Source organism: Streptomyces bambusae, from assembly GCF_019400985.1.
Taxonomy (GTDB): domain Bacteria; phylum Actinomycetota; class Actinomycetes; order Streptomycetales; family Streptomycetaceae; genus Streptomyces; species Streptomyces bambusae_A.
The window spans coordinates 16568-42817 of the sequence record NZ_WTFF01000020.1 but is presented as its reverse complement, the minus strand read 5'-3'; the positions used below and the strand labels follow the sequence as shown (position 1 = coordinate 42817).

General features: G+C 70.8%; 16 protein-coding genes. 14 read left to right on the top strand and 2 right to left on the bottom strand.

What is annotated here, in order from left to right:
- The 10 genes from GPJ59_RS05685 to galE all read left to right on the top strand — a co-directional run.
- The coding region (locus GPJ59_RS05685) for a hypothetical protein (protein ID WP_219665263.1) at positions 1-356 on the top strand (356 nt) is incomplete at its 5' end.
- Positions 357-722: 366 nt separating this feature from the next.
- Entirely contained in the window at positions 723-2297 is a 1575-nt protein-coding gene (locus tag GPJ59_RS05680; protein WP_308120153.1) for a VCBS repeat-containing protein, read from the top strand.
- Positions 2294-5911, top strand: coding sequence for a LamG domain-containing protein (locus GPJ59_RS05675; RefSeq protein ID WP_219665262.1), 3618 nt, complete (start codon positions 2294-2296; stop codon positions 5909-5911). Before GPJ59_RS05680 ends, GPJ59_RS05675 begins: the two co-directional genes overlap by 4 nt.
- A gap of 98 nt (positions 5912-6009) precedes the next feature.
- Positions 6010-12924, top strand: coding sequence for an RHS repeat-associated core domain-containing protein (locus GPJ59_RS05670; RefSeq protein ID WP_219665261.1), 6915 nt, complete (start codon positions 6010-6012; stop codon positions 12922-12924).
- Entirely contained in the window at positions 12914-13516 is a 603-nt protein-coding gene (locus GPJ59_RS05665; RefSeq protein WP_219665260.1) for a hypothetical protein, read from the top strand. Before GPJ59_RS05670 ends, GPJ59_RS05665 begins: the two co-directional genes overlap by 11 nt.
- Before the next feature lie 188 nt (positions 13517-13704).
- Positions 13705-14025 carry a 50S ribosomal protein L21 gene (gene rplU, locus GPJ59_RS05660; protein ID WP_010476312.1) on the top strand — a complete coding sequence of 107 codons (321 nt, stop codon included), beginning with the start codon at positions 13705-13707 and terminating at the stop codon, positions 14023-14025.
- A gap of 14 nt (positions 14026-14039) precedes the next feature.
- Entirely contained in the window at positions 14040-14294 is a 255-nt protein-coding gene (rpmA, locus tag GPJ59_RS05655) for a 50S ribosomal protein L27 (RefSeq protein WP_008738950.1), read from the top strand.
- A gap of 154 nt (positions 14295-14448) precedes the next feature.
- Complete coding sequence (obgE, locus tag GPJ59_RS05650; protein ID WP_219665259.1) at positions 14449-15894, top strand: GTPase ObgE; 1446 nt, start codon at positions 14449-14451, stop codon at positions 15892-15894.
- Positions 15895-15937: 43 nt separating this feature from the next.
- Positions 15938-17539 carry a glycosyltransferase family 2 protein gene (locus GPJ59_RS05645; protein ID WP_308120152.1) on the top strand — a complete coding sequence of 534 codons (1602 nt, stop codon included), beginning with the start codon at positions 15938-15940 and terminating at the stop codon, positions 17537-17539.
- 22 nt (positions 17540-17561) lie between these two features.
- The gene (galE, locus tag GPJ59_RS05640; RefSeq protein WP_219665257.1) at positions 17562-18557 is read left to right on the top strand and encodes a UDP-glucose 4-epimerase GalE; all 996 of its coding nucleotides are present in this window, start codon (positions 17562-17564) and stop codon (positions 18555-18557) included.
- 97 nt (positions 18558-18654) lie between these two features.
- Here galE and GPJ59_RS05635 read toward each other — a convergent pair whose 3' ends face one another.
- Positions 18655-19809, bottom strand: a complete 1155-nt coding sequence (locus GPJ59_RS05635) for a glycosyltransferase (RefSeq protein WP_219665256.1) — start codon at positions 19807-19809, stop codon at positions 18655-18657.
- Positions 19806-22676, bottom strand: coding sequence for a bifunctional glycosyltransferase/CDP-glycerol:glycerophosphate glycerophosphotransferase (locus GPJ59_RS05630; RefSeq protein ID WP_219665255.1), 2871 nt, complete (start codon positions 22674-22676; stop codon positions 19806-19808). The genes GPJ59_RS05635 and GPJ59_RS05630 overlap by 4 nt, the downstream gene beginning before the upstream one ends.
- A 168-nt stretch (positions 22677-22844) precedes the next feature.
- On the opposite strand from GPJ59_RS05630, the gene GPJ59_RS05625 reads away from it, so the two are divergent.
- From GPJ59_RS05625 to GPJ59_RS05610, 4 genes are all read left to right on the top strand, one after another.
- Complete coding sequence (locus GPJ59_RS05625) at positions 22845-23846, top strand: glycosyltransferase family 2 protein (protein WP_219665254.1); 1002 nt, start codon at positions 22845-22847, stop codon at positions 23844-23846.
- Positions 23843-24277, top strand: a complete 435-nt coding sequence (locus tag GPJ59_RS05620; RefSeq protein ID WP_219665253.1) for a GtrA family protein — start codon at positions 23843-23845, stop codon at positions 24275-24277. Before GPJ59_RS05625 ends, GPJ59_RS05620 begins: the two co-directional genes overlap by 4 nt.
- A 123-nt stretch (positions 24278-24400) precedes the next feature.
- Entirely contained in the window at positions 24401-25528 is a 1128-nt protein-coding gene (gene proB / locus GPJ59_RS05615; protein WP_219665252.1) for a glutamate 5-kinase, read from the top strand.
- Positions 25529-25612: 84 nt separating this feature from the next.
- A complete protein-coding gene (locus GPJ59_RS05610; RefSeq protein WP_308120150.1) occupies positions 25613-26002 on the top strand; it encodes a hypothetical protein in 390 nt (129 codons plus the stop codon).
- The last annotated feature ends 248 nt before the right edge of the window (positions 26003-26250 follow it).

The window sequence follows — 26250 nt, the reverse complement described above, 5'->3', positions numbered from 1 at the left end:
CCCGCAAGGCGACGGCCCCGGCCGGTTCCCCGGCGGGCGCCGAGGCCGCGGTCGTGGTCGTCACCACGCCGGAGCCGGCCCCGGTCGCCGAGGCCGCCGAGCCGGTCGCCGAGGCCGCCGAGCCGGCCGTCGGGGAGACCCCGGCCGAGGAGGCCGCCCCGGCCAAGAAGACGGTCCGTAAGACGGCCGCCAAGAAGGCCCCGGCGAAGAAGGCCGCCGCCAAGAAGACGACGACCGCGAAGAAGGCCGTCGCCAAGAAGACGACGGCGAAGAAGACCACGGCCAAGAAGGCGACGAAGAAGACCGCGGCGGCCGAGCAGACCGCCCCGTCAGTCACCTCCTCGACCGAAGGCTGAAAATAGGCCCTCACGGGCACTGTGTCACCCGGCCCTGCCCGGCACCGGAACCCCGGTGCCGGGCAGGGTTTTTGTCTGGCTTTTGCGGGGCCATGGGCCGGACGTGACCAATCCGTTAACAAGCAAGATCGTCGAATGTCGGACATCGTCCCTTGTCAGACGCGTGTGGGCGAGCGATCGTTCTGATCACGCTGTGAAGCGGCTTGTCACGGATGGGGATCTGCGACAACCGGGGGGAACTGGCCGACGATGCGCTGACCACGCATCCATGCGCCCTATTTATCACCTTTTCCTCCCTTTCTTGCTCCATCGAATTCCGGCCGCCCTGCGGCGTCCGCGCACTCGACGGAGACGGAACCAGAAACGGTGATCAGAACAACCCCCGCGCCGCACGGCGCCACCAGGCGGTACGCCGCCAGAGGGACGCTGGCCCTGACGGCCGCGGCCCTCGCCCTGACCCTCACGACGGGCCCGCTGCCCCTGGCCTCCCCGGCCGCCGCCGCGGTCGCGCCCGGCTGCAGCGGAGTCGAGTCGGACTTCAACGGAGACGGCATCGCCGACACCGCCATCGCCGACCCCGAGGCCACCGCGAACGGCGTGGCCAAGGCCGGAGTCGTGCACATCGTGTACGGCGGCGGCAAGGGCACCCTCGCCCTCACCCAGGAGGCCGCGAAGGCCGGCAGCTCGGCGGCCGGCGACCGCTTCGGCCACGCGCTGGCCGTCTACGACGCCGACCTCGACGGCTGCTCCGACCTCGCCGTCGGCTCGCCCTACGAGGACATCGCCGGCCAGGCGGACGCCGGCCGCACCGTCGTCGTGTACGGCTCGCCCGCCGGCCTCGCCGGCGGCCGGGCGACCACCGAGTACATCCAGGGCACGGGCCCGGTGCCCGGCGCCGCCGAGGCCTACGACTGGGCGGGCTACGCCCTGGCCGCGGGCAAGTCCGCCGCGGGCGTCCCGTTCCTGGTCATCGGGGTGCCCGGCGAGGACATCGCCAGCGGCGTGGACGCCGGCGGCTTCCTGTACATCTCCGGGGCCTCCACCGTGACGGTCGGCGTCGTCACCCAGGACGTCGCCACCGCGGGCGCCGTGCCCGACACCCTGGAGGCCTACGACCGCTTCGGCTCCGCCATCGCGGCGACCCCCACCCACCTCGCCGTCAGCTCCCCGGGCGAGGCCCAGGGGACCATCCCCGAGGCGGGCGCGGTCACCCTCTTCAGCCACGCCCTCACCTCCGGCGTGCCCAAGCCGCTGGGCGTCATCACCCAGGACACCCCGAACGTCCTCGGAGCCTGTGAGAACGGCGACGGCTTCGGCACGTCGCTCGCCCTCGTGCCCTACCGGGCCGCCGGAGCCACCAGCACCACCGAGGCCCTCCTCGCCGTCGGCAGCCCGGGCGAGGACCTGTCCACCACCGTCGACGCCGGCGCTGTCCAGGTGTTCAAGCTCGACGCGGCCGGGGCGTACACGGAACTCAACTGGATCGACCAGAACACCACCGACGTGGGCGGCACGGCCGAGGCCGGCGACTACTTCGGCCAGCGCGTCGCCGCCTACAACAGCGCCCCGAACAGCACGAGCACGGCGAGCACCGTCCGCCTCGCGGTGGGCGTACCCGGTGAGGACGCCGCCAACGGCGTCGCCGACCGGGGCGTCGTGCAGATGTTCCCCATGATCGGCGCCCCCGGGGCGGACAAGATCCTCGAACCCGGATCCGAGATCCCGACCCCGGTCGCTCCGCGCCTGTACGCCGGCATGAGCATCGGCGGCGGATCGGGCGGACTGCACGTCGGCATGCCGTACGGCCCCGCCGAGGGCCGCGCCGTCTACGTCTTCCCGTGGACGATCAGCGGCGACGGCGGCGCGCCCACCCAGACGTTCAAGCCCGGTCAGGGCGGTCTGCCCGCCGAGGCCAACGCCTTCGGAACGGTGGTCCGATGACGCACCATCACAGCGGCGGCGGCCTGCGCCGCACCGTGCTGCGGCGGGCCTCGCTCGCCGCGGTGACTGCCGGAGCCCTCGTGGCCACCACCCTCGGCCTGGAGCAGTGGAGCGGAACCGACCGCGCCCGCACCCCGGAGCCCGTCGCCGTCGGCACCCCCGTCCAGACGGAGGCGGAGGCCCTGACCGCAGCCCGCAAGACCGGCAAGCAGGTCGAGGTGCTCGGCCTGCGCACCGAGCAGCGGGAGATCTTCGCCGCGCCGGACGGCACGTACACCGCTCGCGAGTACACCGAGCCGGTGCACGCCGTGCAGAACGGCAAGTGGGTCGACATCGACAAGACCCTCGTCAAGCGGGCCGACGGCAGCGTCACCCCGAAGGCGGCCACCGTCGCCCTGACCTTCTCGGGCGGTGAGGCGGGCAAGCCGTTCGTCACGATGCGCCGCGGCACCCGCGAGATGGCGCTGACCTGGCCCTACGGCAAGCTGCCCGCGCCCGCCTTGGACGGCGACACCGCCACCTACGCCGACGCCCTGCCGGGTGTGGACCTCAAGGTGCGCGCCGAGGCCAACGGCTTCGGCCACCTGCTCGTCGTCAAGACCCCGCAGGCGGCCGCCGACCCGCGGCTGCAGCGCCTGGACCTGGGCCTGAAGTCCAAGGGCCTGACGTACAAGAAGGACGCGAACGGCGCGGTCACCGCCGAGGACAGCGCCGTCGGCGGCACCGTCTTCCAGTCCGGCGCCCCCAGCATGTGGGACTCGGCGTCCTCGCAGGAGGCCGCCACCCGGACCAAGGGCCCCAAGGCCGTGGCCCGGTCGCTGTCCGACGCCCGCGCCGACGCCCCCACCGGGAAGGACGCCGCCGCGGCGCTCGCCCCGGCCCTGGAGGGCCCGGGCGGCGGCGGCAAGGCCGCCGCGCTCGGCGTCGAGGTGTCCCAGGACAAGCTGACGCTGGTCCCGGACCAGAAGCTGCTGCGCGACGGCGCGACGGTCTTCCCCGTGGTCATCGACCCGATCCAGAAGACCGCCGACCGCTCCGGCTGGACCGCCGTCATGTCGGGCAAGCCCTCGATCGGCGAGTGGCGCTACTCCGGCAGCGCCGGTGTCGGCAAGTGCCCGACGGACTACAGCGCGGCCTCCTGCGCCGGCATCGGCGTGCGCCGTACCGCCTTCCAGATCCCGCTGTCCTTCTACAAGGGCAAGCAGATCCTCGGGGCCACCTTCAGCGCCCGCGTCCAGCACGTGTACTGGGCCGACGCCCGTGCCGAACCCATCCAGCTCCAGCGGATAGGCGGCCGGACGGCCCACCTCGACAGCGGCAGCAACTGGTCCAACACCCAGACCGCCACGCTGACGACGCTGGAGACCCTCGACCAGAAGATCCAGCCCACGAGCTGTGAGTCCCAGGCCAACATGCACTTCAAGTCGGGTGCCACCGGCGGCCTGACCAACAGCGTGCGCACCGCGGCGAACGAGGGCTGGGACCAGATGGTCCTGGGCCTCCGTGCCAAGGACGAGAGCACCTTCGGCGGCTGGAAGCGGGTCTGCGGCAACGCGTACCTCAGCATCAGCTACAACACGCTGCCGGGCCTGATCAAGACGACCTCGATGTCCTCCAACCCGGGCGGCGGCTGCGTCACCGGGACCGGCCGCCCCTACACCGACGTACCACCGACGCTGCGCGCCTTCGCCAACGACGCGGACGCCGGCGAGCAGGTCAAGGTCCGCTTCCTCGTGGAGTGGAAGGACGCGGCCGGAGCGGCCAAGTCCTACACCGCGGACACGCTCTACAAGGCGCCGACGACCTCGACACCCTTCGAGCACACCGTCAACTCGACGATCCCCGAGAACACGGTGATCTCCTGGAGGGTCGCCGCGCACGACGGCGACGGCTGGGGCCCGTTCAGCAGCACGTGCGAGTTCATGTACGACAAGTCCTTCCCGGGCAAGCCGAACGTGTTCAGCTCGCAGTACCCGGCGACGAACGTCTACCACGACGGTGTCGGCGCCCAGGGCACCTTCACCTTCTCGCCCAACCCGAACGACTCCGTGCCCGACACGGACGTCGTGAAGTACCGCTACTCCTTCGACGGCGAGCCCGAGAAGGAGATCGCCAACACCGCGGGCGGCGCCCCCGCCTCGGTGAACTGGACCCCGACCCGCTCCGGCCCGCACTGGGTCGACGTCGTCGCGGTGGACAGGGCCGCGCACCCCAGCGCCAAGGCCCGCCACAGCTTCTACGTGGCGGCCGGCGCGTCCGCCGCCGCGCAGTGGAACCTGGCCGACGACCCGGGCGCCGACGGCGCCGACGAGGAGCAGGGCAAGTACCCGGCGGCCTACGGCCCCGGCGTCACCTTCGGCGTCCCCGGTCCGGGCGGCACCATCGACCGGGCGGCCCGTTTCGACGGCACGGCCGACAGCTGGGTGGACGCGGGCAGCACGGTGCTGGACACCCTCAAGGGCTTCAGCGTCAGCGCCTGGGTGCGCCCCGCCGACCTCAGCCGCGACATGACCGTGGTCAGCCAGGACGGCACGGGCGAGCCGGGCTTCGTCCTCGGCTACGACGCGGTCGCCAAGACCTGGAAGTTCTCGGTCCCGGTCAGCGACCTGGACACCGTCGGCGAGTGGAAGGCCCTGTCCACCGGGGTCACCCCGGTCAAGGACAAGTGGGTCCTGCTGACCGGTCTGGTCGACGGCGCCACCGGCAAGCTCCAGCTGTACGTCGACAAGGAGCTCAAGGGCGAGTCGGTGCGCCGCTCGACCTGGAAGTCGTACGGCGCGCTCCAGATCGGCCGCCACATCGACAAGGCCGGCTACGAGGACCCCTTCACCGGTGACCTCGCCGAGGTGCGCGTCTTCAGCCGTCCGCTGCTGCCGGCCCAGATCTCCGAGATCACCACGGTCAAGCCGGACCGTAAGGGCTACTGGCAGCTCAACGCGAACCAGTCCGGCGCCTCGCCGGAGGTCGCGGGCAGCCAGGTGCTGACGCTGGCGGGCGACGCCGCCGTCTACGCTCCGGGCGAGCCCGACCCGCTGGCCGAGACGGTTCCCCCCGCCCCCATGATCGGGGCCGGGCACCTGGCCCTGGACGGCAGCGGTGACTACGCCTGGACGGCTGCCGCCCCGGTCACCGGCGCCGCGAGCTTCACGCTCTCGGCACGCGTCCAGGTGAGCTCGGTCGACGCGACCGCCTCGCAGACGGTGTTCTCCCTGCCGGGTGCCAACACCAACCGCGTCCAGGTCCGCTACCAGGGCGCCACCAAGCAGTGGGAACTGGCCGTGGCCACCGCCGACACCGTGGGCGCCACGGTGAAGACGTTCTCCGACAACCAGGCGCTGCCGGACACCAACCCGGTCGGCCAGCACCTCGCCGTCGTGTACGACGCCTTCGCCGGACAGATCCGGCTGTACGTGGGCGGCCAGCTGGCGGCCTCCGCCCAGGGCGTGGACAACACCACCTGGGCCGCGACCGGCGGTCTCCAGGTGGGCCGTTCGGCCCGCGGCAACCCGGAGTACTTCGCCGGAGCGATCGACGAGGTGCGTGCGTACAACGGCGCCGTCGACCCGACGGCCGTCGCCCAGCTCGCCACCGCCATCGAGCTGACGGACCGCTAGGTCCGTCCGTCCCCGGGACAGGTGTGCCCGCCCCTCGCAGGGCGGGCACACCTGTCCGCCCGCGGTACCTTCCCGCCCCTTCCTTGTGGAGTGCACTGATGTCTCTACGCGGCCGATTGCTGAATCGGCGCATACCCCGGCGGGCCCTCGGGTCCGTCGTCATCGGGCTGAGCCTGGCCTTGTCGGCCTCCTCCGTCCAGGCTCTGGAGGCCGCCCCCGGCGGTACCAAGCGCCCCGGAGTCCAGGACTTCGGCGACCCCGTCAAGGGCACGAGCGCCAAGTCCAAGGGCCGTCCCGCGAACGCCACCGCCAAGGCGGCCGTCAAGAAGCTGGACAAGGCCGTCTGGCCCGGCAGCGGAAGCGCCGAGCTGGGCGTCGCCGCGGCCCAGGTGAAGGTCGGCGGCCTGCCCGTCACCGTCACCGCCCCGAAGGAGGCCGCGCCGCAGGCGTCGGCCGCCCCCTTCCGGACGGCCGCGGTCGGCGGGGCCAAGCAGCCCGGCAAGGTCCAGGTCGACGTGGTCGCCCCCGAGCGGGCCGCGAAGCTCGGCGCGGGCGCGCTGCTGCGCGTCCAGCGGGCCGACCAGGCCGCCGACGGCGGCCAGGTCCGGCTCAACGTCGACTACTCGGCCTTCGCCGACGGCTTCGGCGGCGGCTACGGCTCCCGCCTGCAGCTCGTCGAGCTCCCGGCCTGTGCGACGGTCGCCGCCCCCGGCACCGCCGCCTGCCCCGAGCTGCCGAAGCCGCTGAAGACGGTCAACAACCCGCAGACGAAGACGGTCTCCGCCGACGTCACCGCCCCGGCCCGCGTGGCCGGCATGTCCACGATGGCGGCGGGCCCGACCGCGGGCGCCACGATGGTCGCCCTCGCGGCCGGCGACTCCTCCTCCCAGGGCAACTACGCAGCCACCCCGCTGGCCCCCTCGGCCAAGTGGACCGTGGCCACCTCCTCGGGCGGCTTCTCCTGGTCCTACCCGATGCGCACGCCGCCGGCCCCCGGCGGTCTGCTGCCCACGGTCGGCCTCGGCTACTCCTCGCAGTCCGCGGACGGCCGGACCTCCGACACCAACAACCAGGGCTCCTGGGTCGGTGAGGGCTTCTCGTACGAGGCCGGCTACATCGAGCGCAGCTACAAGCCCTGCGCGAAGGACGGCCAGTCGTCCTCCGCCGAGCAGTGCTGGGCCTTCGACAACGCCACGGTCATGCTCAACGGCAACTCCACCGAGCTGATCAAGGGCGACGCCGACGGCAAGTGGCGGATGGCCTCCGACGACGGCTCCCGGATCGACCAGCTCACCGGCGCCGTCAACGGCGACAACAACGGTGAGCACTGGCGGATCACCACGACCGACGGCACCGAGTACTACTTCGGCAAGAACCGTCTGCCGGGCTGGGCCACGGGCAAGGAGGAGACCGCCTCCGTCTGGACCACCCCGGTCTTCGGCAACAACACGGGCGAGCCCTGCTACAACGCGACCTTCGCGAACGCCTCCTGCCAGCAGGCGTGGCGCTGGAACCTCGACTACGTCAAGGACCGCCAGGGCAACGTCATGTCGTACTTCTACGGCAAGGAGACCAACCACTACGCCCTGAACGGCAAGACCGACGTCAACGGCACCCCGTACACGGCGGGCGGCTACCTCAAGCGCGTCGACTACGGCCAGCGCGAGGCGACCGTCTACACGGAGAAGGCCCCGGCCCGCGTCGTCTTCACGACGTCGGAGCGCTGCCTGCCGACCGACACCTTCAAGTGCCTGCCGGCCGACTTCACCAAGGCCAACGCCGCGTACTGGCCGGACGTCCCGATGGACCGGTACTGCGCGGCGAACACCAAGTGCAACGCCAGCCAGGTCGCGGCGTCCTTCTGGACCCGCCAGCGCCTGACCGGTGTCACCACCCAGATCCGCAAGGACGCCACCGCCTACGAGGACGTGGACGCGTGGACCTTCACGCACCAGTTCACCGACAACGGCGACCAGTCCAAGACCCTGTGGCTGTCCAAGATCGACCACGAGGGCCGCAAGGGCGGCAGCGCCAAGGTGCCGTCGGTCGAGCTGATGGGCACCCAGCTGGCCAACCGCGTGGACGGCCTGGGCGAGTCGATCGCCCCCTTCCACCGCTTCCGGCTCTCCACCGTCCTGAGCGAGACCGGCGCCCAGCTGGACGTCAACTACGCCCCGGCGGAGTGCACCAAGGACGCCCTGCCCAAGCCGGGCGAGTCCACCAAGCGCTGCTACCCGGTCGTCTGGTCGCCCCCCGGCTTCCTCGACCCGATCACCGACTGGTTCCACAAGTACGTCGTCGCCCGGGTCATCGAGACCGACCGGACCGGCGGCGCCCCGGAGCAGGTCACCGAGTACGAGTACCAGGGCCCCGCGGCCTGGCGTAAGGCCGAGCCCGACGGCATGACCGAGGACAAGTACCTCACCTGGGGCGGCTGGCAGGGCTACGGCAAGGTCAAGGTGACCACGGGCTCCGCGACCTCCAAGCCGACCCGCATCGACTACACCTACCTCCAGGGCACGGACGGCGACAAGAAGCCGGACGGCACGACCCGCTCGGTCACGGTCACCGACTCCGAGGGCGGCACGTACACCGACCACAAGGAGTTCACCGGCCACGAGCTGGAGGCCGCCACCTACGACGGCACCAAGCTCGTCTCCAAGGTCATCAAGACCCCGATGCGGCACTGGACCGCGACGGACACCAACACCTGGGGCACCCGCCACGCCTCGCTCACCAAGACCGTCAAGACGCGCGGCTACACCGTGACCGAGGGCGGCGACGGCCGCCGCGAGACCGAGTCGAACACCACGTACGACCTGGCCAACGGCACCGGCCGGATCCTCACCTCCGAGGACCTCGGCGACCTGTCCACCACCGCTGACGACACCTGCACCCGTACGTCCTACGCGGACAACACGGCGGCCAACGTCCTCAGCCTGCCTTCGCGGGTCGAGACCGTCTCGGTCAAGTGCGCCACGACCCCCGACCGCCGCACGCAGGTGCTCTCCGACGAGCGCACCTCGTACGACAACCTCGCCTTCGGCGCCGCGCCCACCATCGGCAACGCGACGAAGACCGAGCGCATGACGTCCCACAACGGGACCACGGCCACCTACCAGGTCACCGGCACCACCACCTACGACGGCTTCGGCCGCCCGACCTCCCAGACCGACGCCGCGGGCGCCGAGACCAAGACGGCGTACACCGACGTCAACGGCCTGATCTCCAAGGTCCAGGTCACCAACGCCCTCGGCCACGTCACCACCACCGACTACGCCCCGGCCTGGGGCCAGTCCCTCGGCCAGACCGACCCGAACGGCAAGCGCAGCGACCTCGCGCTCGACCCTCTGGGCCGCCTGGTCTCGGTGTGGCTCCCGGACCGTTCGAAGTCCGCGGCCCAGACCCCGAGCATCAAGTACAGCTACGACTACCGCACCGACAAGCCGGTCTCCGTCAAGACGGAGAAGATCGAGATCGACGGCTCGTACGGCGCCGAGTACCAGCTGTACGACAGCATGCTGCGCCCACGGCAGAAGCAGACCGAGGGCCCGTCCGGCACCCGCATGGTGGCCGATACCTTCTACACGCCGACCGGCAAGGTCGCGCAGGCCAACGCCACCTACAACGCGGCGGGAGCGCCCTCGCGCGAGCTGCTGATCGTCCGCAACGGTGACGTCGGCGCCCAGACCCGGTACCAGTACGACGGCCTGGGCCGCACCACCGCCGAGATCTTCTCGGTGGCCGGCGGCGAGCAGTGGCGCACCACCTACGTCCACGGCGGCGACCGGGTCCACATCGACCCGCCGGTCGGCGGCACGCCGACGACCACGCTGACGGACGCGCAGGACCGTACGACGGAGGTCCGCCACTACAAGGGCGCCTCCCCTGTCCCGGCCGGCCCGACCACGGGCTACGACACCACGAAGTACGCGTACACCCCGGCGGGCAAGCTGTCCCAGCTCACGGACGCCGCGGGCAACATCTGGACGTACAAGTACGACCAGCTGGGCCGTATGACGGAAGCCGTGGACCCGGACTCGGGCAAGCGGACCACCGCGTACGACGAGGTCGACCGGCCGGTGTCCGTGACGGACGCCCGCGGCAAGACGATCTCCACCGTCTACGACAAGCTCGGCCGCACGCTGACGACGTGGGACGGAGCGCCGACCGCCGGCACCAAGCTCACCGAGCAGCGCTACGACAAGGCGGGCTGGCTCGGCAAGGAATGGGCGTCGCTGCGCTACATCAACGCGACGGAGTACTTCGCCACCGTCGTCCAGGGGATGGACGAGTTCTACCAGCCGCTGAAGACGGCCTACACGGTTCCGGCCTCCTCGGGCACGGGCCTCGCCGGCACGTACGTCTACACCAGCGCCTACAACCGTGACGGCACGAAGCAGAGCGACGGACTCCCGGCGGCCGGCGGTCTTCCCGCCGAGGGGCTGGCCTACGGCTACGACGACATCCAGCGCCTGAAGTCGATGACCGGCACGACGTCGTACGTCACCAACACGATCTGGTCCGGCCGCACCCTGCTCCAGCAGCTGGAGCTGAACGCCGGCGGCAAGAAGGCCTGGCAGACCTTCCAGTACGAGGCCGGCACCGACCGGCTGATGCAGTCGAAGGTGGACGTCTACGGCTCGACCACCGGTCCGGCCAAGGAGTCGAACTACTCCTACGACCAGATCGGCAACGTCCGGTCCATCGCGGACACGGCCGGTGCGGGCACCCCGGACCTGCAGTGCTTCGCGTACGACTACCAGAACCGCATGACGGAGTCCTGGACCCCGGCGACGACGAAGACGGCGGCCCAGGCCTCCGGCACGGTCGGCAGCCAGGTCCCGGTCTCCGGCTCGGGCCCGGCCGCCTGTGACCAGGCTCCCGGCTCGGCCGCCCTGGGCGGTCCGGCGCCGTACTGGAACTCGTACACCTTCGACACGGTCGGCAACCGCCTCTCGGAGACGGCGCACGACACCGGCCTGAACGCGGCGAAGGACGTCAAGCGCACCTTCACCTACAAGGCGGGGACCCACCGGGTCGAGAACGTCGTGGAGAACACCCCGACCGGCGACCGCCAGTACACCTACGGCTACGACGCGGCGGGCAACATGGAGCGCCGCACGATCGGAGGCAACACCCAGACGCTGGAGTACGACGCCCTCGGGAAGGTGACCCGGAACAGCCAGCCGGACGACGTCACCACCCCGGGCAAGAACGAGGCGTCGGAGACGATCTTCCTCTACGGGGCCGACGGCAGCCGTATCCAGCGCAAGGACGCCACCGGCACCACGGTGTACCTGCCGGGCATGGAACTGCGCCTGGACGCGGGCACGACCACGGCCAAGGCGACGCGGTACTACGCGTTCGCGGGCCAGAGCATCGCGGTCCGCACCCCGGACAACAAGCTGTCCTTCCTTGCCTCGGACCACCACGGCACGGGCGAGCTGGCGATCGACGCCACGACCGGCGCGATCGTCCAGCGCCGGATGGACCCGTACGGCAACCCCCGCGGGGTTCCGCAGGGCACCTGGCCGGGGGAGAAGGGTTTCGTCGGCGGCACGATCGACGCGTCGACGGGCCTGACCACGATCGGCGCCCGTGAGTACGACCCGTTCCTGGGCAAGTTCATCAGCCCGGACCCGGTGGTCGACACGAACGACGCCCAGCAGCTCAACGCCTACGCCTACGCCCACAACCGTCCGGTCACGGCGAGCGACCCGACGGGTCTGTACGACCCGGACGAGCGGGCGTACTGCCAGAGCAACCCGAACAGCTGCTCCGGCGGCAAGGTCAAGACCAACCAGACCAAGGAACAGCAGGACGTCAACAAGGCGCAGGACGACGTCGACCGTTCCGAGCGCGAGCTCACCGGCGCCAAGGACAAGGTCAAGAACGCCGTCAAGCAGATCACCAAGATCCTCATGGACGAGCTTGGTGTGACGGCGGCCCTGGACTGCTTCTCCAGCGGCGACCTCGGCGCCTGCGGCGAGACCGCGCTCAACATCGCCGGCAGCTTCGCCGGCGGCATCGCGGGCAAGGTCCTCGCCAAGTACGGCGCCCCGTGGAAGTGGGAGAAGGCCGGCAAGCTGATCAAGCGCCTGGCCGGCCTGGCGGGCGACCTGATCGACGGCGCCAAGGCCTGGTGGAACGCCTCCGACAAGGTCAAGAAGGCCAAGGGTGCCCTTGAGGCGGCCAAGGCCCGGCTCACCAGGGGCAGGGGCGGCTGCCCGACGCCGCACAGCTTCCTTCCCGGTACCCAGGTGCTGCTCGCGGACGGTTTGACGAAGAACATCGAGGATGTCGAACTCGGCGACCTGGTCACCACGACGGATCCGGAGAGCGGCGAGACCGTCACCCGTCAGGTCACCGGCACCATCGTCACCGAGGACGACAAGCACTTCGTCGACCTGACCCTCGCGGACAGCACGGGCGAAGTGTCGTTGGTGTCAACGGTCACCCACCCGTTCTGGGTGGAGGACGAGCAGCGGTTCGTGGAAGCCGGTGAACTCCGTGCGGGCATGCTCCTGCGGACGCCGGAGGGCACGAAGGTCGCGCTCAAGGACCTGTCCTTCTTCGACGAGCGGCGCCGGACGCACGACCTCACGGTCGACGGAATCCACGCGTACTACGTTCTGGCCGGGGCCGTCCCGGTCCTCGTCCACAACAGCGGCCCGATCGACGTGTGCATCCTGCCGACCATTGTGATCGACAGCTCGCGGTACCCTGAGGCGGCCCAGCACGTCGCCGATTCCCAGGCGGCAGGTCACCCGAACCTTCTGACCATCAATCGCGGCGGAGCCAAGCAGAATCGCAAGGACTCTCTGCGTGGAATCAAGACGCAGAAAAAGAAGGACCGGGACGAGTACCCGCCCGCCATGTTCGAAGAGGGTGGTACCGGGGCGAGTGTGCGCCACATTGATCCGAGTGACAATCGTGGAGCCGGCTCCACGATGGGGCATGATCTCGGTCAGTATCCGGACGGGACAAAGGTAGTGGTCTATGCGAACTAGTGACATCGAGAGGCTGCTCGAAGCGGCTTCGCCTCCGCTGGGCGAGCCCGTGGCGCCCGGCGCCCCCTTGGCGGACCTGCTGTCCCGGCGTAATGGGTTCTATGCGTTCCTCTCGGCGCTGCACGTCTTTCCGGCCGGGAAATGCGTGGGGGAGGTTTCACTCGAAGAGTGGAACGCTCCGAAACTTTGGCGGTCGGGATATCCTGGGGTCCCTGCAGATTGGACCGCGTTTGCCGAAGATGTTTTCGGCGGCCCCTTCTTCATCTCGGCGGCAGGAATTCATTCCCTCGATCCGGAAACCGGAGAGCTGGAGTTCGTTGCGCAGGACCTGGAGGGCTGGTGTGCTGCGGTGCTTGAGGATCCCGAGGTCCTCACGGGATATCCGCTCGCTGAGGAATGGCAGGAGCGGAACGGGCGGCTTCCGTCGGGGATGCGTCTGGTCCCGGCCACTCCCTTCGTGCTGGGGGGAGAGTTCTCGGTCGAGAACCTCGTCCTGATGGAGTCGGCCAAGGCCCTGCGCCTCCGGGCGGAGCTCGCATCCAAGATCGCGGGTCTGGAGGACGGGCAGCAGATCGTCTTCCGTTACGAGTGAGGACCGCGGGGCCCGGTTTGACCTCTCAAACCGGGCCCCGTAACCTTGACCGTCGGCGTGTCTACGTGCACGCCATCCACTGAGCACCTCACCTCCCGTACCGCCTCGCGGCGCGGGGGAGGCCGGCCTGCGGTTCCCGCGGGGCCGGCTGGCTTCAGGGGTTCCCATCGAGCGAGAGAGAGATCCGCGTGTACGCCATCGTGCGCAGCGGTGGTCGCCAGCACAAGGTTGCTGTCGGCGACATCGTTGAGGTTGACAAGATTTCCACTGCCAAGGTTGGCGACACGGTCGAGCTCTCGACCCTGCTCGTGGTCGACGGCGACGCCGTGACCTCCGACCCGTGGGTCCTGGCCGGCATCAAGGTCCAGGCCGAGGTCGTGGACCACCACAAGGGCGCCAAGATCGACATCCTGCGCTACAAGAACAAGACCGGCTACCGCCGTCGCCAGGGTCACCGTCAGCAGTACACGGCGATCAAGGTCACGTCCATCCCGACGGCCGCGAAGTAAAGAGGGACTGAGCAATGGCACACAAGAAGGGCGCATCGTCCACCCGGAACGGTCGCGACTCCAATGCCCAGCGGCTCGGCGTGAAGCGCTTCGGCGGTCAGGTCGTCTCCGCTGGTGAGATCCTCGTCCGCCAGCGCGGCACCCACTTCCACCCGGGCGCCGGTGTCGGCCGTGGTGGCGACGACACGCTGTTCGCCCTGCAGGCCGGCGCGGTGCAGTTCGGCACCCACCGTGGCCGCAAGGTCGTGAACATCGTTCCGGCCGCCTGAATCACCAGGCGTTCGTAACTTCTGAGGGCGGATCTCAGCTTCCCGGCGCACGTCGTCGGGAAGCGGGTCCGCCCTCGGCGCGTTACACAGGCTGTAGCGCACAGATTTTCCCGTACATCTCCGTACATCGCTGTACTGCTCTGGAGGAACAACCATGACCACCTTCGTGGACCGCGTCGAGCTGCACGTCGCCGCGGGTAACGGAGGCCACGGCTGCGCCTCCGTGCACCGGGAGAAGTTCAAGCCGCTGGGCGGCCCCGACGGCGGCAACGGTGGCCGCGGCGGCGACGTGATCCTGGTCGTCGACCAGTCGGTCACCACGCTGCTGGAGTACCACCACAGCCCGCACCGCAAGGCCACCAACGGCAAGCCCGGCGAGGGCGGCAACCGCTCCGGCAAGGACGGCCAGGACCTGGTCCTCACCGTCCCCGACGGCACCGTCGTCCTCGACAAGCAGGGCAACGTCCTGGCCGACCTGGTCGGCGAGGGCACCACGTACGTCGCCGCCCAGGGCGGCCGCGGCGGCCTCGGCAACGCGGCGCTGGCCTCCGCCCGCCGCAAGGCGCCCGGCTTCGCGCTGCTCGGCGAGCCCGGCGACACGGGCGACATCGTCCTGGAGCTCAAGACCGTCGCCGACGTGGCGCTGGTCGGCTACCCGAGCGCCGGCAAGTCCTCGCTGATCTCGGTCCTCTCGGCGGCCAAGCCGAAGATCGCCGACTACCCGTTCACCACCCTGGTCCCGAACCTGGGCGTGGTCACCGCCGGCTCCACCGTCTACACCATCGCCGACGTCCCGGGCCTGATCCCGGGCGCCAGCCAGGGCAAGGGCCTGGGCCTGGAGTTCCTGCGCCACGTCGAGCGCTGCTCGGTGCTGGTGCACGTGCTGGACACCGCCACCCTGGAGTCCGACCGCGACCCCGTCTCCGACCTCGACGTCATCGAGGAGGAGCTCAAGATCTACGGCGGCGGCCTGGAGAAGCGCCCGCGCCTGGTCGTCCTCAACAAGGTCGACATCCCGGACGGCCAGGACCTCGCCGACATGATCCGCCCGGAGCTGGAGGAGCGCGGCTACCAGGTCTACGAGGTGTCGGCCGTGGCCCGCACCGGCCTGAAGGAGCTCTCCTTCGCCCTCGCCGACATCGTCGCCAAGGCCCGAGCCCGCAGGCCCAAGCAGGAGGCGACCCGCATCGTCATCCGCCCGAAGGCCGTGGACGACGCCGGCTTCACCGTCACCTACGACGAGGCCGAGGACCTGTACCGCGTGCGCGGCGAGAAGCCGGAGCGCTGGGTGAAGCAGACCGACTTCAACAACGACGAGGCCGTCGGCTACCTGGCCGACCGGCTCAACCGCCTCGGCGTCGAGGACGAGCTGATGAAGGCCGGCGCCCGGGCCGGCGACGGCGTGGCCATCGGCCCCGACGAGAACGCCGTGGTCTTCGACTGGGAGCCGACCATGATGGCCGGCGCCGAGATGCTCGGCCGCCGCGGCGAGGACCACCGCATGGACGCCCCGCGTCCGGCGGTCCAGCGCCGCAAGGAGAAGGAGGCCCAGCGGGGCGACTCGGCGCAGCGGGAGTTCGACGAGTTCCGGCCCTTCTGACGGCTTGAGCTGGGCTTTACGCAGCTCCCGTAGGATCCGTCCGGTGAGCAACCCAAGCGTCAGCGTCGTCGTGATCGCCTTCAACGACGCCGGGCTCGTGGGCGAGGCCGTCGCATCGGCACTCGCCCAGGGCCCGGCCGTCAGCGAGGTCGTCGCGGTCGACGACAAGTCGGCCGACGGCACCTCGGCGGTGCTGGACGAGCTGGCCGCCGCGCACCCGCGGCTGAAGGTCGTGCACCGCACCGAGAACAGCGGTGGCTGCGGCACGCCCCGCAACGACGGCATCGCCGCGGCGACCGCCCCGTACGTGCTGTTCCTCGACAGCGACGACGTGCTGGCGCCGGGCGCCGCCGAGGCGCTGCTGCGCGCCGCGACCGCCCACGAGGCCCCGGTCACCGTCGGCGCGTGCGTCCGGCGCGAGCTGCCGGAGGGCAACGACGTGCCGTGGGTGCCCGGGCTGTACACGCCGGGTGACGTCATCGAGCGTCCCGCGGACCGGCCCGAGCTGGTCCGGGACACGCTGTGCGTCAACAAGCTGTACGAACGCGCCTTCCTGGACAAGCATGCGATCCGCTTCCCGGACGGCCGCTTCATCTACGAGGACTTCGTCTTCACCGCGCAGGTGCTGGCCGCGGCCCCGCGCATCGCGGTGATCGACGACCTGGTCTACGTCTGGCACGTGCGGCGCAGCGCCGCCCGGAAGTCGATCTCGCTGGACCGCAAGGACGTCGGCAACTGGCGCTCGCGCATCGCGGCCCACCGCCGGGCGGTGGAGATCCTGCGGGGCGCCTCGGAGGAGCTCGCGCGCGCCTGCCAGGTGAAGTTCCTGGAGTACGACCTGCGCATGTACCTGCGCGAGGTCGGCTCCGACCCCGACTACCAGGCCGCCTGGTGGACCGAGACCCGCGACTACCTCGCCGGTTTCGACGAGGCCGCCGTGGAGTCCGCCGCCGCACGCGCCCGCTGGATCGTGCGCGTCCTGCGCGCCACCGCCACCCCGCCCGCCGACCTCCAGCGGCTGACCCGGTTCGCGGCCGAGCCGCCCCGCCTGCTGCCCCCGTACGCCCTCGCCGACGGCGTGCCCGTCTGGAGCGAGGAGGTCCCGGCGGAACTGGACGGGCTGGCCGGGCTGCCGGTGGCCGAGCTGCCGGTGACCGTCGACGCCGAAGCGGCCGGCTCCCTGCTGCGGGTGCGGGTGCACGACCTGTACGGCCGCCTGGCCGAGGCCGCCCCGCGCACGGCCACCCTGCGCTTCGTGCCCCGCACCGGCGGCGTGCCGGTCGAGGGCGAGGCCGTAGCGCTGCGCGCCGACGGCGACGGCGTCTGGACCGCCGACCTGCCGTTCCGCCTGGCCGCGCTGGCCGTCGTCGGCCGCCGGGCGGGCCGGCGCGGTATGCAGGCCTGGGACGTCCGGGTGGGCGTGGAGTGCGCGGACGGGAGCTCCCTGCTCACCTCCCTGCGCCCCCTGGGCTCTCTGCTCCGCCGCCGGGTCCTGCCCAGCAGCCGCTACGGTGTGCTGCTGACGCAGCCCTACCGGACGGCCGCCGGCTCGCTCGCGCTGCGCCTCGCGCCCGGCGCGGAAGGCGCCCTGAACCTCGTACGAAACCGTCTCGGCCGGGCCCGTATGGGCCGCCGTTCCCGTTAGCCACAAGCAGAGGGAGACACGCATGACGTTTCTGATCACCGGTGGCGCCGGCTACATCGGCGCGCACGTCGTCCGCGCGATGCTGCTCGCAGGAGAGAAGGTCGTCGTCCTCGACGACCTCTCCACCGGAATCGAGGACCGTGTCCCGGAAGGCGTCCCGCTGGTGGTCGGCTCCGTCCTGGACCGGCTGATCCTGGAGAAGACCCTCCGGGAGCACCACATCACCGGCGTCGTGCACCTGGCGGGCAAGAAGCAGGTCGGCGAGTCGGTCGAGAAGCCGATGTACTACTACCACGAGAACGTGCAGGGCCTGACGGTCCTGCTGGAGGCGGTCGCCGCCGCCGGCGTCCGCAACTTCCTGTTCTCCTCCTCGGCCTCCGTCTACGGCATGCCCGACGTGGACTCGGTCACCGAGGACACCCCCTGCCTGCCGATGAGCCCGTACGGCGAGACCAAGCTGGCCGGCGAGTGGCTGGTGCGTGCCGCCGGCCGGGCCCACGGCATCGCCACGGCCTGCCTGCGCTACTTCAACGTGGCGGGCGCGGCCGCCCCCGAACTCGCCGACACCGGCGTCTTCAACCTGGTCCCCATGGTCTTCGAGCGCTACGACCGCGGCGAGGGCGCCCGGATCTTCGGTGACGACTACCCGACCCCGGACGGCACCTGCATCCGCGACTACATCCACGTCGAGGACCTCGCGGACGCCCACGTGGTGGCCGCCCGCAAGCTCGCCGAGTGGGCGCGGGCCGGCGACTACCGGGACCTGACCGTCAACATCGGCCGCGGCGAGGGCGTCTCCGTACGGGAGATGGCCCGGCTGATGAACGAGCTCACCGGTCACACGGTGGAGCCCGTGGTCGTCCCGCGCCGCCCCGGTGACCCGGCCAAGGTCGTCGCCTCGGCCGACCGGATCGCCGCCGAGCTGGGCTGGAAGGCCCGCCACGACGTGTCCGAGATGATCACCTCGGCGTGGGAGGGCTGGCAGGCGAACCGCGTCCGGGTCTCCCGCGAGCGCTGACGGCCGCACGCCGTACGACGAAGAGCCGCCCGCCCCGGAATGTTCTCCGGGGCGGGCGGCTCTTTCGCGCCTTCAGGGGAAGTGCTCAGCGAAGTGCTCAGCGCTCCAGGAACGCGAACAGCTCCTCCCACCTGTCAGTGATCTCATTGGCGGAGTAGCGCTGGACGCTGCGGAACGCCGCATCGCCGAGCCGGTCGCGCAGCGACTCGTCCGACATCAGCGTGTGCAGGTGCCCGGCCAGTTCCATGGTGTTGCCGAGGCGGGCCAGCAGCCCGTCCTCGCCGGGGGTGACGATCTCCCGTACGCCGGGCGCGCAGTCGAAGGCGACCGGGGCCACGCCGGCCGCCATCGCCTCCAGCAGGGTGATCGGGAAGCCCTCGGCGCGCGAGGCCTGGGCGAACACCGAGGCACCGCGCAGCGCGCCCAGCACGTCGTCCGTGCTGCCCATCCACTCGACCGAGTCGTCCAGGCCCAGCTCCGTGCAGTGCGCCCGCAGGGCCGCCTCCTCCACGCCCGCGCCGTAGATCCGCAGGGTCCAGTCCGGGTGCAGCGGGGCGGCGTCGGCCCAGGCGTCGAGCAGCAGGTCCACGCCCTTCTCGAAGGCGAGCCGGCCCACGGACGCCACGACCTTCGCCTCGCGCGGGGCGGGGGAGTCCGGCATGAACGGCAGCGGGTTGGGCATGCTGCCGACGTTCTCCATGCCCGAGCGGATCCAGGCGTCCGCGTCCTCGGGGGTGAGCACCAGCAGCCGGTCCACCTCCGGGTAGTAGCGCCGGACCCGGTTGCCGCGGGTGGACTTCTGGCTGGCCTCGTACGACTCGTGGCTCATGCCGATGACGCTGAGCCCCTTGGTGTCGGCGAGCGCGACCCACTCCATCGCCCACACCTGGGTGACGATCACGACCGAACCCGGGCGGGCCTGGCGGAACAGGGTGCTCAGCTTGTCCGCCTGGACCCGCATCTTCGCCCGCCGGGCCGCCTGCCGGCGCCGCTCGGGCGCGTTCAGCCGGCCCTTGATCCCGCTCAGGCGGCGGGCCTTGGGGGGATGGGCGTCGTACAGGGTGGTCGTCGCGTAGGGCAGGTCCGCGGGGAGCTTCTGGCGGATCTCCTCGGCGACGGGCGCGATGCCGACGATGTGCACCCGGTGCCCGCGGTCGGTGAACAGCCGGGCCATCTGGTGCGACCAGGTGGTCACCCCGCCCAGTTCGTCGACACTGTTGGAGACGATGAAGACGTCACGGCCCTGGCTCACTTGCCGCTCCTGGTGAAGAACTTCTCGACGATCTGGCGGGCGGCGTCCCCGCGGTCGTACTCGCCGAACTCGGCGAGGAAGCGCTGGCGCGCCTGGGCGTACTTGGCGTCGGCCTCCTCGAAGGCGGAGACCGCCTGGAAGAGTTCGTCCGCCGTGGCCACGACCGGGCCCGGGGCCTTCTCCTTCAGGTCGAAGTACGTACCGCGGATGTCGTTCGCGTAGGCGTCGTAGTCGTACGCGAAGAACAGCATCGGCCGGTCGAGGACCGAGTAGTCGAACATCACCGACGAGTAGTCCGTGATCAGTCCGTCGGCCAGGGCCAGCAGCGGGGTGATGTCGTGGTGCCGGGAGACGTCGATCACCCGGCCCTCGACGGACGGGGGCAGCGAGACGCTGTTGAGGTAGTGCGTGCGCACCAGCAGCGTGAAGCGGTCGCCGAGCCGCTCGGCGAACTCCTCGACGTCGAAGGGGAAGGTGAAGCCCTCGACCTGGCCCTCGGCGTTCGCCCGGAAGGTCGGCGCGTACAGCAGCACCGTCTTGTCGGGGTCGATGCCCAGTTCCGCGGCCAGCGGCCCGCGCACCCGCTCGCCGCTGTCGGCCTCGGCCCGGTGCGCCGCGACCAGGGCGTCGTTGCGGGGGTAGCCGGTGCGCAGCAGCACCTCGTCGCGCAGCCGGAAGCCCTTGGCCAGGGTGCGCGCGTCGTGCTCGGAGCGGATCAGGAAGTGGTCGAAGCGGTCCACGGCGGCCTGGAACTTCGCCTGCCCGGCGCGGCCCTGCGCCTTGGTGCGCGGCTCGTGGAAGCCCATGCGCTTGAGCGCCGAGCCGTGCCAGGTCTGGATGTACGTCGTCCCCGGCCGCTTGGCCAGCGCCAGCGGGAAGCCCTGGTTGTCGATCCAGAACTCGGCCTGGGCCAGCGCCCGCAGGTACGGCCAGCTCCACCGCTTGACCAGGGTGGCCTCCTTGGGGAAGCCGGTCGGCTTGGCGCCCGCGTACGACCAGACCGCGTCGAAGGCGACGCCCTGGCGGACCATCTCCTCGTAGATCGCCTTGGGGCTGTCGCTGTACTGCTTGCCCATGTGGCTCTCGAAGACGACCGTGCCCTTCTTGACCGGCAGCTTCGAGAAGACCTCGTGGTAGACCTTCACCTTCTGCTCGCCGGAGCCGAGGTTGCGCCGGGCGCGCAGGGCTCCGCGCAGGCCGCGCTTGACCAGGCCCGCTGCCTTGCCGTGTATGGCGCTGTTGATCAGCGTGGAGGTGCGGACGGCGGCCTGGCCCTGGGCGGTCAGGACGTAGGAGAGGTTGCCCTTCTTGGTGACCTCCGGCTCGAAGCGGTCGGAGACCAGCCGGGTCAGCCGCGGGCGCACGCGCAGCGCGGTGGCCTGCTCCAGGTCCACCCCGCCGACCGAGACCCGGGTGGACAGCCGCTCGTCGCCGGCCTTCAGCTTCAGCCGGACGTCCCAGACGGCGTCGATGATGCCGAGCGGGCGCACGGTGCCGCCGACGTCGGCGCTGCCGGACCACTCGATCGTGTCACCGGCGTGCCGGACCTCGGCGACCGGGAACGTGAAGGAGCGCACACCGATCTGGCGGCGGGCCCGGAACTCCAGCTCGGCGCTGAGCTCCGCGTCCGGCGCGATCCGGCCCAGCGGGTTGACCACGGAGCCCGACAGGGTCACCGTGCCGCGGCCGTCGTCCGCGTACGAGGTGAGCCGGTTGCCCAGCTGGAGGGAGGCGAGCGGGGTGGTGTGGAAGCCCTGGTCGGTGACGTCCAGTATCCGGCGGCCCTCGGCATCGTCCAGATGCCCGGCGCACCAGTAGACGCGGCCGTCGCGCATGGCGAGCGGGGAGGTGAGCCGGCCCTTGTTGACCATGGCGTCGGCGGCCGGGAGCAGGTTGTCCCAGTCCTCCTTGCCGAGCAGGTAGGCGCAGATCGCCTGGAGGTGGGTGATGTGCTCGTACGCCTCCGGGTCGATGCCGGCGAGGTAGCCGTTGGCCAGCCGGGCGAACTCCTGGCGGTACTCGTCGTCGAGCAGCCGCAGGTCGCGAAGGTGCAGCACCAGGTCGTGCTTGAGGAACTTGGCGTCCTTGGCGGACTTGATCGCGTCGTGGCCCTTGGCGGCGAGCAGCTCGTCGACCCGGCGGTGGATCTCCATCCGGTGGACGAAGTTCGAGATCTCGTGGCGCCGGTTGCTGATGGACTTCGCCGAGGCCTTCTCGACCACGTTCCAGTGGTAGACGCGGTTGGGGATCAGGGTGATCCGCCGGGCCGCGACGTACGCCTGCGCCGAGAACAGCAGGTCCTCGTAGTGGATGCCGACCGGGAACTCCAGGCCCTGCTCCAGCAGGAAGGAGCGGCGGTAGCACTTGTTGGTGGAGAGCGTGTCGTAGACCAGCAGGTCGGGGTAGTCGCTGATCGACTCCAGCGTGCGGGTGCGGGAGTAGATCCACGGGTACCACTCGGAGGTCTTGCCGAAGCGGTTGTCCACGAAGACCCGCACGCACATGCCGGACACCAGGTCGGAGCCGGTCCGCTCGGCCGCCTCCAGCATGTTGCGGCAGGCGTTGCGGTCCAGGACGTCGTCGCTGTCCAGGAACATCACGTACGTGCCGGTGGCCTGCTTGATGCCGTGGTTGCGCGGAGCGCCGCAGCCACCGCTGTTCTCGGGGAGCCGGAAGGCGCGCACCCGTCCGGGGTGTGCGGCCTGCAGTTCCTCGGCCACCGCGAAGGACCGGTCCTTGCTGCAGTCGTCGACGATCACGACTTCGACCCCGCCCAGGGTCTGGTCCAAGACCGACTGGACGGCTGTCGGCAGACGCTCTGCGTCGTTGTAGACGATGACGACCACGGAGACGTCAGGCACGTGCACCTCGATCCCTTCGTTCCATTCCGCTTAACCCTGCAAAGCTACCGTGTGCCGCGCTGGACTCCGGCAGGCCGACATTCACCATGCATCCGCCGTGCATACTTCTAAGGAAGAGGTGGTGTCGGGTCCGGTCGCTGACAATCACCCGTTCGGACCCCGCAGGAAGTGTTCATGACCAAGCTGTCCGTAGTCGTTCCGTGCTACAACGAAGAAGCTGTCATCGACTCGTTCGACACCGAGATCCGCAGGGTTCTGGACTCCCTCCCCGTCGAGTACGAGGTCTGCTACGTCGACGACGGCAGCCGCGACGGCACCCTCGAAAAGCTCCGGAAGATCGCCGCCGACCACGGCCGGCAGACGCGCTACGTCTCCTTCAGCCGCAACTTCGGCAAGGAGGCCGGCATGCTCGCCGGCCTGCGCGAGGCCACCGGCGACGCGATCGTGATCATGGACGCGGACCTCCAGCACCCGCCGGAGCTGATCGCCACCATGCTCGACCTCTACCGGCAGGGCCACGACCAGATCATCGCCCGGCGCACCCGCGAGGGCGACAAGAAGGTCCGCACCGCGCTCAGCCGGATCTACTACCGCGGGATCAACCGCTGGGTCGACGTGGAGCTCACCGACGGCGTCGGCGACTTCCGCATGCTGTCCCGCCCGGCCGTGGACGCGCTGCTGTCGCTGCCCGAGTACAACCGCTTCTCCAAGGGCCTGTTCTCCTGGATCGGCTTCGACACCGTCCACTTCGACTACCGCAACGCCCAGCGCGAGGCCGGCGAGACCAAATGGAAGTTCGGCTCCCTGCTGAACTACGGCATGGACGGCCTGATCTCCTTCAACAACCGGCCGCTGCGCATCGGCATCTGGCTCGGCGTCTCCCTGGTCGCCCTGACCGCGCTGTACGCCCTGTGGATCACCGTGTCGGCGATCACCCACGGCGTCGACGCGCCCGGCTACGTCACCCTCGTCGCGATCATCGTGGGGCTGGGCGGCGTACAGATGATCATGCTGGGGCTGATCGGCGAGTACATCGGCCGCATCTACTACGAGACCAAGCGCCGCCCGCACTTCCTGGTCAAGGAGTCCCACGGGGCGGCCCCGCTCGACCCCGCGGCGGCCACGGAGGCCGTGGCGGAGCGTTCGGCACCGGCCCCGGAGCGCAGCGCCCGATGAAGGACCAGCTCGGCCAGATCCTCCGGTTCGCCCTCGTCGGCGGCGTCAACACCGCCACCTTCTTCGGCATCTACCTGCTGCTGCACCCGTGGATGCCGTACTTCCTCGCGTACACGCTCGCCTTCCTGCTGTCGATGGTCGGGTCGTTCTTCATGAACACCTACTTCACCTACCGGACCCGGCCGACCTGGAAGAAGTTCCTGCTCTTCCCGCTGACCAACGTCACCAACTACGTCATCCAGTCCGTCGGCCTGTACGCCCTGGTGACCTGGGCCGGCCTGGACACCCGGATCGCCCCGCTGGTGGCGGCCGTGGTGGCGATCCCGTTCACCTTCCTCCTCTCGCGCAGGATCCTGACCCGGGGTGCCGCCCGGCCGGCCGCCGGCCCGGGCGGGACCGAGCAGGCAGCCCGCAGCTCGTCCACGGTCTGAAACCGGCACGCGGCCCCGCGCCCGCACCCCGTAGATTGAGCGTCGAGAGCCCGGCCGTCCCGGCCACCCGGCCACCCGGCCGGACGGGCTCGTACGCACGCTTACGAGGGCAAGGGGATGGACGTGTCAGGGGCAAGGCAGGAAGTCGTGGGGGCCCGCAGGGTCGTGGTCAAGGTCGGCTCCTCCTCCCTGACCACCGCGGCGGGCGGCCTCGACGCCGACCGCGTCGACGCGCTCGTCGACGTCCTGGCCAAGGCGCGCAGCGGCGGGGAGAAGGAGATCGTCCTGGTCTCCTCCGGCGCCATCGCCGCCGGACTCGCCCCGCTCGGCCTGCGCCGCCGCCCCAAGGACCTCGCCCGCCAGCAGGCCGCCGCCAGCGTCGGCCAGGGCCTGCTCGTCGCCCGGTACACGGCCTCCTTCGCCCGCTACGGCGTACGCGTCGGCCAGGTCCTGCTCACCACCGACGACACCAGCCGCCGCGCCCACTACCGCAACGCGTACCGCACCCTGGACCAGCTGCTGGCCATGGGCGCCCTGCCGGTCGTCAACGAGAACGACACCGTCGCCACCGACGAGATCCGCTTCGGCGACAACGACCGGCTGGCCGCCCTCGTCGCCCACCTGGTCCGCGCCGACCTCCTCGTCCTCCTCTCCGACGTGGACGGCCTCTACGACGGTGACCCGTCCCTGCCCGGCACCTCCCGTATCGACGAGGTGCGGGGACCGCAGGACATCGCGCACGTCTCGATCGGCAGCGCCGGCAAGGCCGGCGTCGGCACCGGCGGTATGGCCACCAAGGTCGAGGCCACCCGGATCGCCGCCGCGGCCGGCGTCCCGGTCGTGCTGACCTCCGCCAGCCAGGCCGCCGACGCCCTCGCCGGCCGCCCTACCGGCACGTTCTTCCACGCCACCGGCCGCCGCTCGGCGGACCGGCTGCTCTGGCTCCAGCACGCCTCCACCCCGCAGGGCCACCTCGTCCTGGACGACGGGGCGGTCCGCGCGGTGACCGAGCGCGGCAGCTCCCTGCTGCCGGCCGGCATCGCGGCGGTCGAGGGCGACTTCACCGCCGGCGACCCCGTGGAACTGCGGACCACCGACGGCCGCGCCGTCGCCCGCGGGCTGGTCAACTTCGACGCCAAGGAGCTGCCGCGGCTGCTGGGCCGCTCCACACGCGAACTCGCGCGCGAACTCGGACCGGAGTACGAACGCGAGGTCGTCCACCGGGACGATCTCGTCCTGCTCCAGGGCTGAGGTTCCGCAAAACCGCCGCGAAACGGGCCAAGGACTGGTCAACTGTGGGAGGCGGGCAGGTACGCAGGGCGAAGGAGGCGGCTGGTGAGGCGAGTGCTGACCAGCGTCCCCGGCGGGGGCGCGGACGAGAACGACTCCCGGCTGTGGCACGTCACCCTGAGCGTCTCCGGCAAGCCGGTGCCGCTGGGGGAGGTGCGGCGCGCCCTGGAACAGCTGGCCCACGACCACCCCTTCCTGCTGACGAGCCGGTACGCGGACGACCACGCCGAGATCCGCTACTGGGAGGAGGCCCGCGACCTCCACGACGCGGCAGCGGTCGCCCTGCGCCTGTGGGGCGAACACCGCTCCACGGCGAAACTCCCGCCCTGGGAGATCGTCGGCCTGGAGGTCATCGACCGGGCCACCTACCACCAACGCGTAGCCGAGGGCTACGGCCCACCCCCGGCCCACCCGGTGGGCGTCCACCCGTACTGAATCCGGGGCCAGCGCCCCACACCCCAGCCCCGCCCCCATCCAGCCCCGCCGGCGTTTGAGGCGTGGGGGTACCCCCGGACGGAGTCTGGGGGAGGGTCTGGGGCGGAGCCCCAGGATCTTTCCAGCCCGTCCGGCGTTTGAGGACCAGGGGCACGGGGGCGGAGCCCCCGGTTCGGGAAGGGGCGGGGTGGGGAAAGGCCCCGCGCAGCGGCACCCCCCAAGGCCCCCGTCTCGGCTGCTGAAACCCA

Excerpts from the sequence above, each read along its gene's own strand:
- GPJ59_RS05675 (WP_219665262.1), top strand. The coding sequence starts at position 2,294 with ATGACGCACCATCACAGCGGCGGCGGCCTGCGCCGCACCGTGCTGCGG.
- GPJ59_RS05670 (WP_219665261.1), top strand. The coding sequence starts at position 6,010 with ATGTCTCTACGCGGCCGATTGCTGAATCGGCGCATACCCCGGCGGGCC.
- GPJ59_RS05665 (WP_219665260.1), top strand. The coding sequence starts at position 12,914 with ATGCGAACTAGTGACATCGAGAGGCTGCTCGAAGCGGCTTCGCCTCCG.
- rpmA (WP_008738950.1), top strand. The coding sequence starts at position 14,040 with ATGGCACACAAGAAGGGCGCATCGTCCACCCGGAACGGTCGCGACTCC.
- obgE (WP_219665259.1), top strand. The coding sequence starts at position 14,449 with ATGACCACCTTCGTGGACCGCGTCGAGCTGCACGTCGCCGCGGGTAAC.
- galE (WP_219665257.1), top strand. The coding sequence starts at position 17,562 with ATGACGTTTCTGATCACCGGTGGCGCCGGCTACATCGGCGCGCACGTC.
- GPJ59_RS05625 (WP_219665254.1), top strand. The coding sequence starts at position 22,845 with ATGACCAAGCTGTCCGTAGTCGTTCCGTGCTACAACGAAGAAGCTGTC.
- GPJ59_RS05620 (WP_219665253.1), top strand. The coding sequence starts at position 23,843 with ATGAAGGACCAGCTCGGCCAGATCCTCCGGTTCGCCCTCGTCGGCGGC.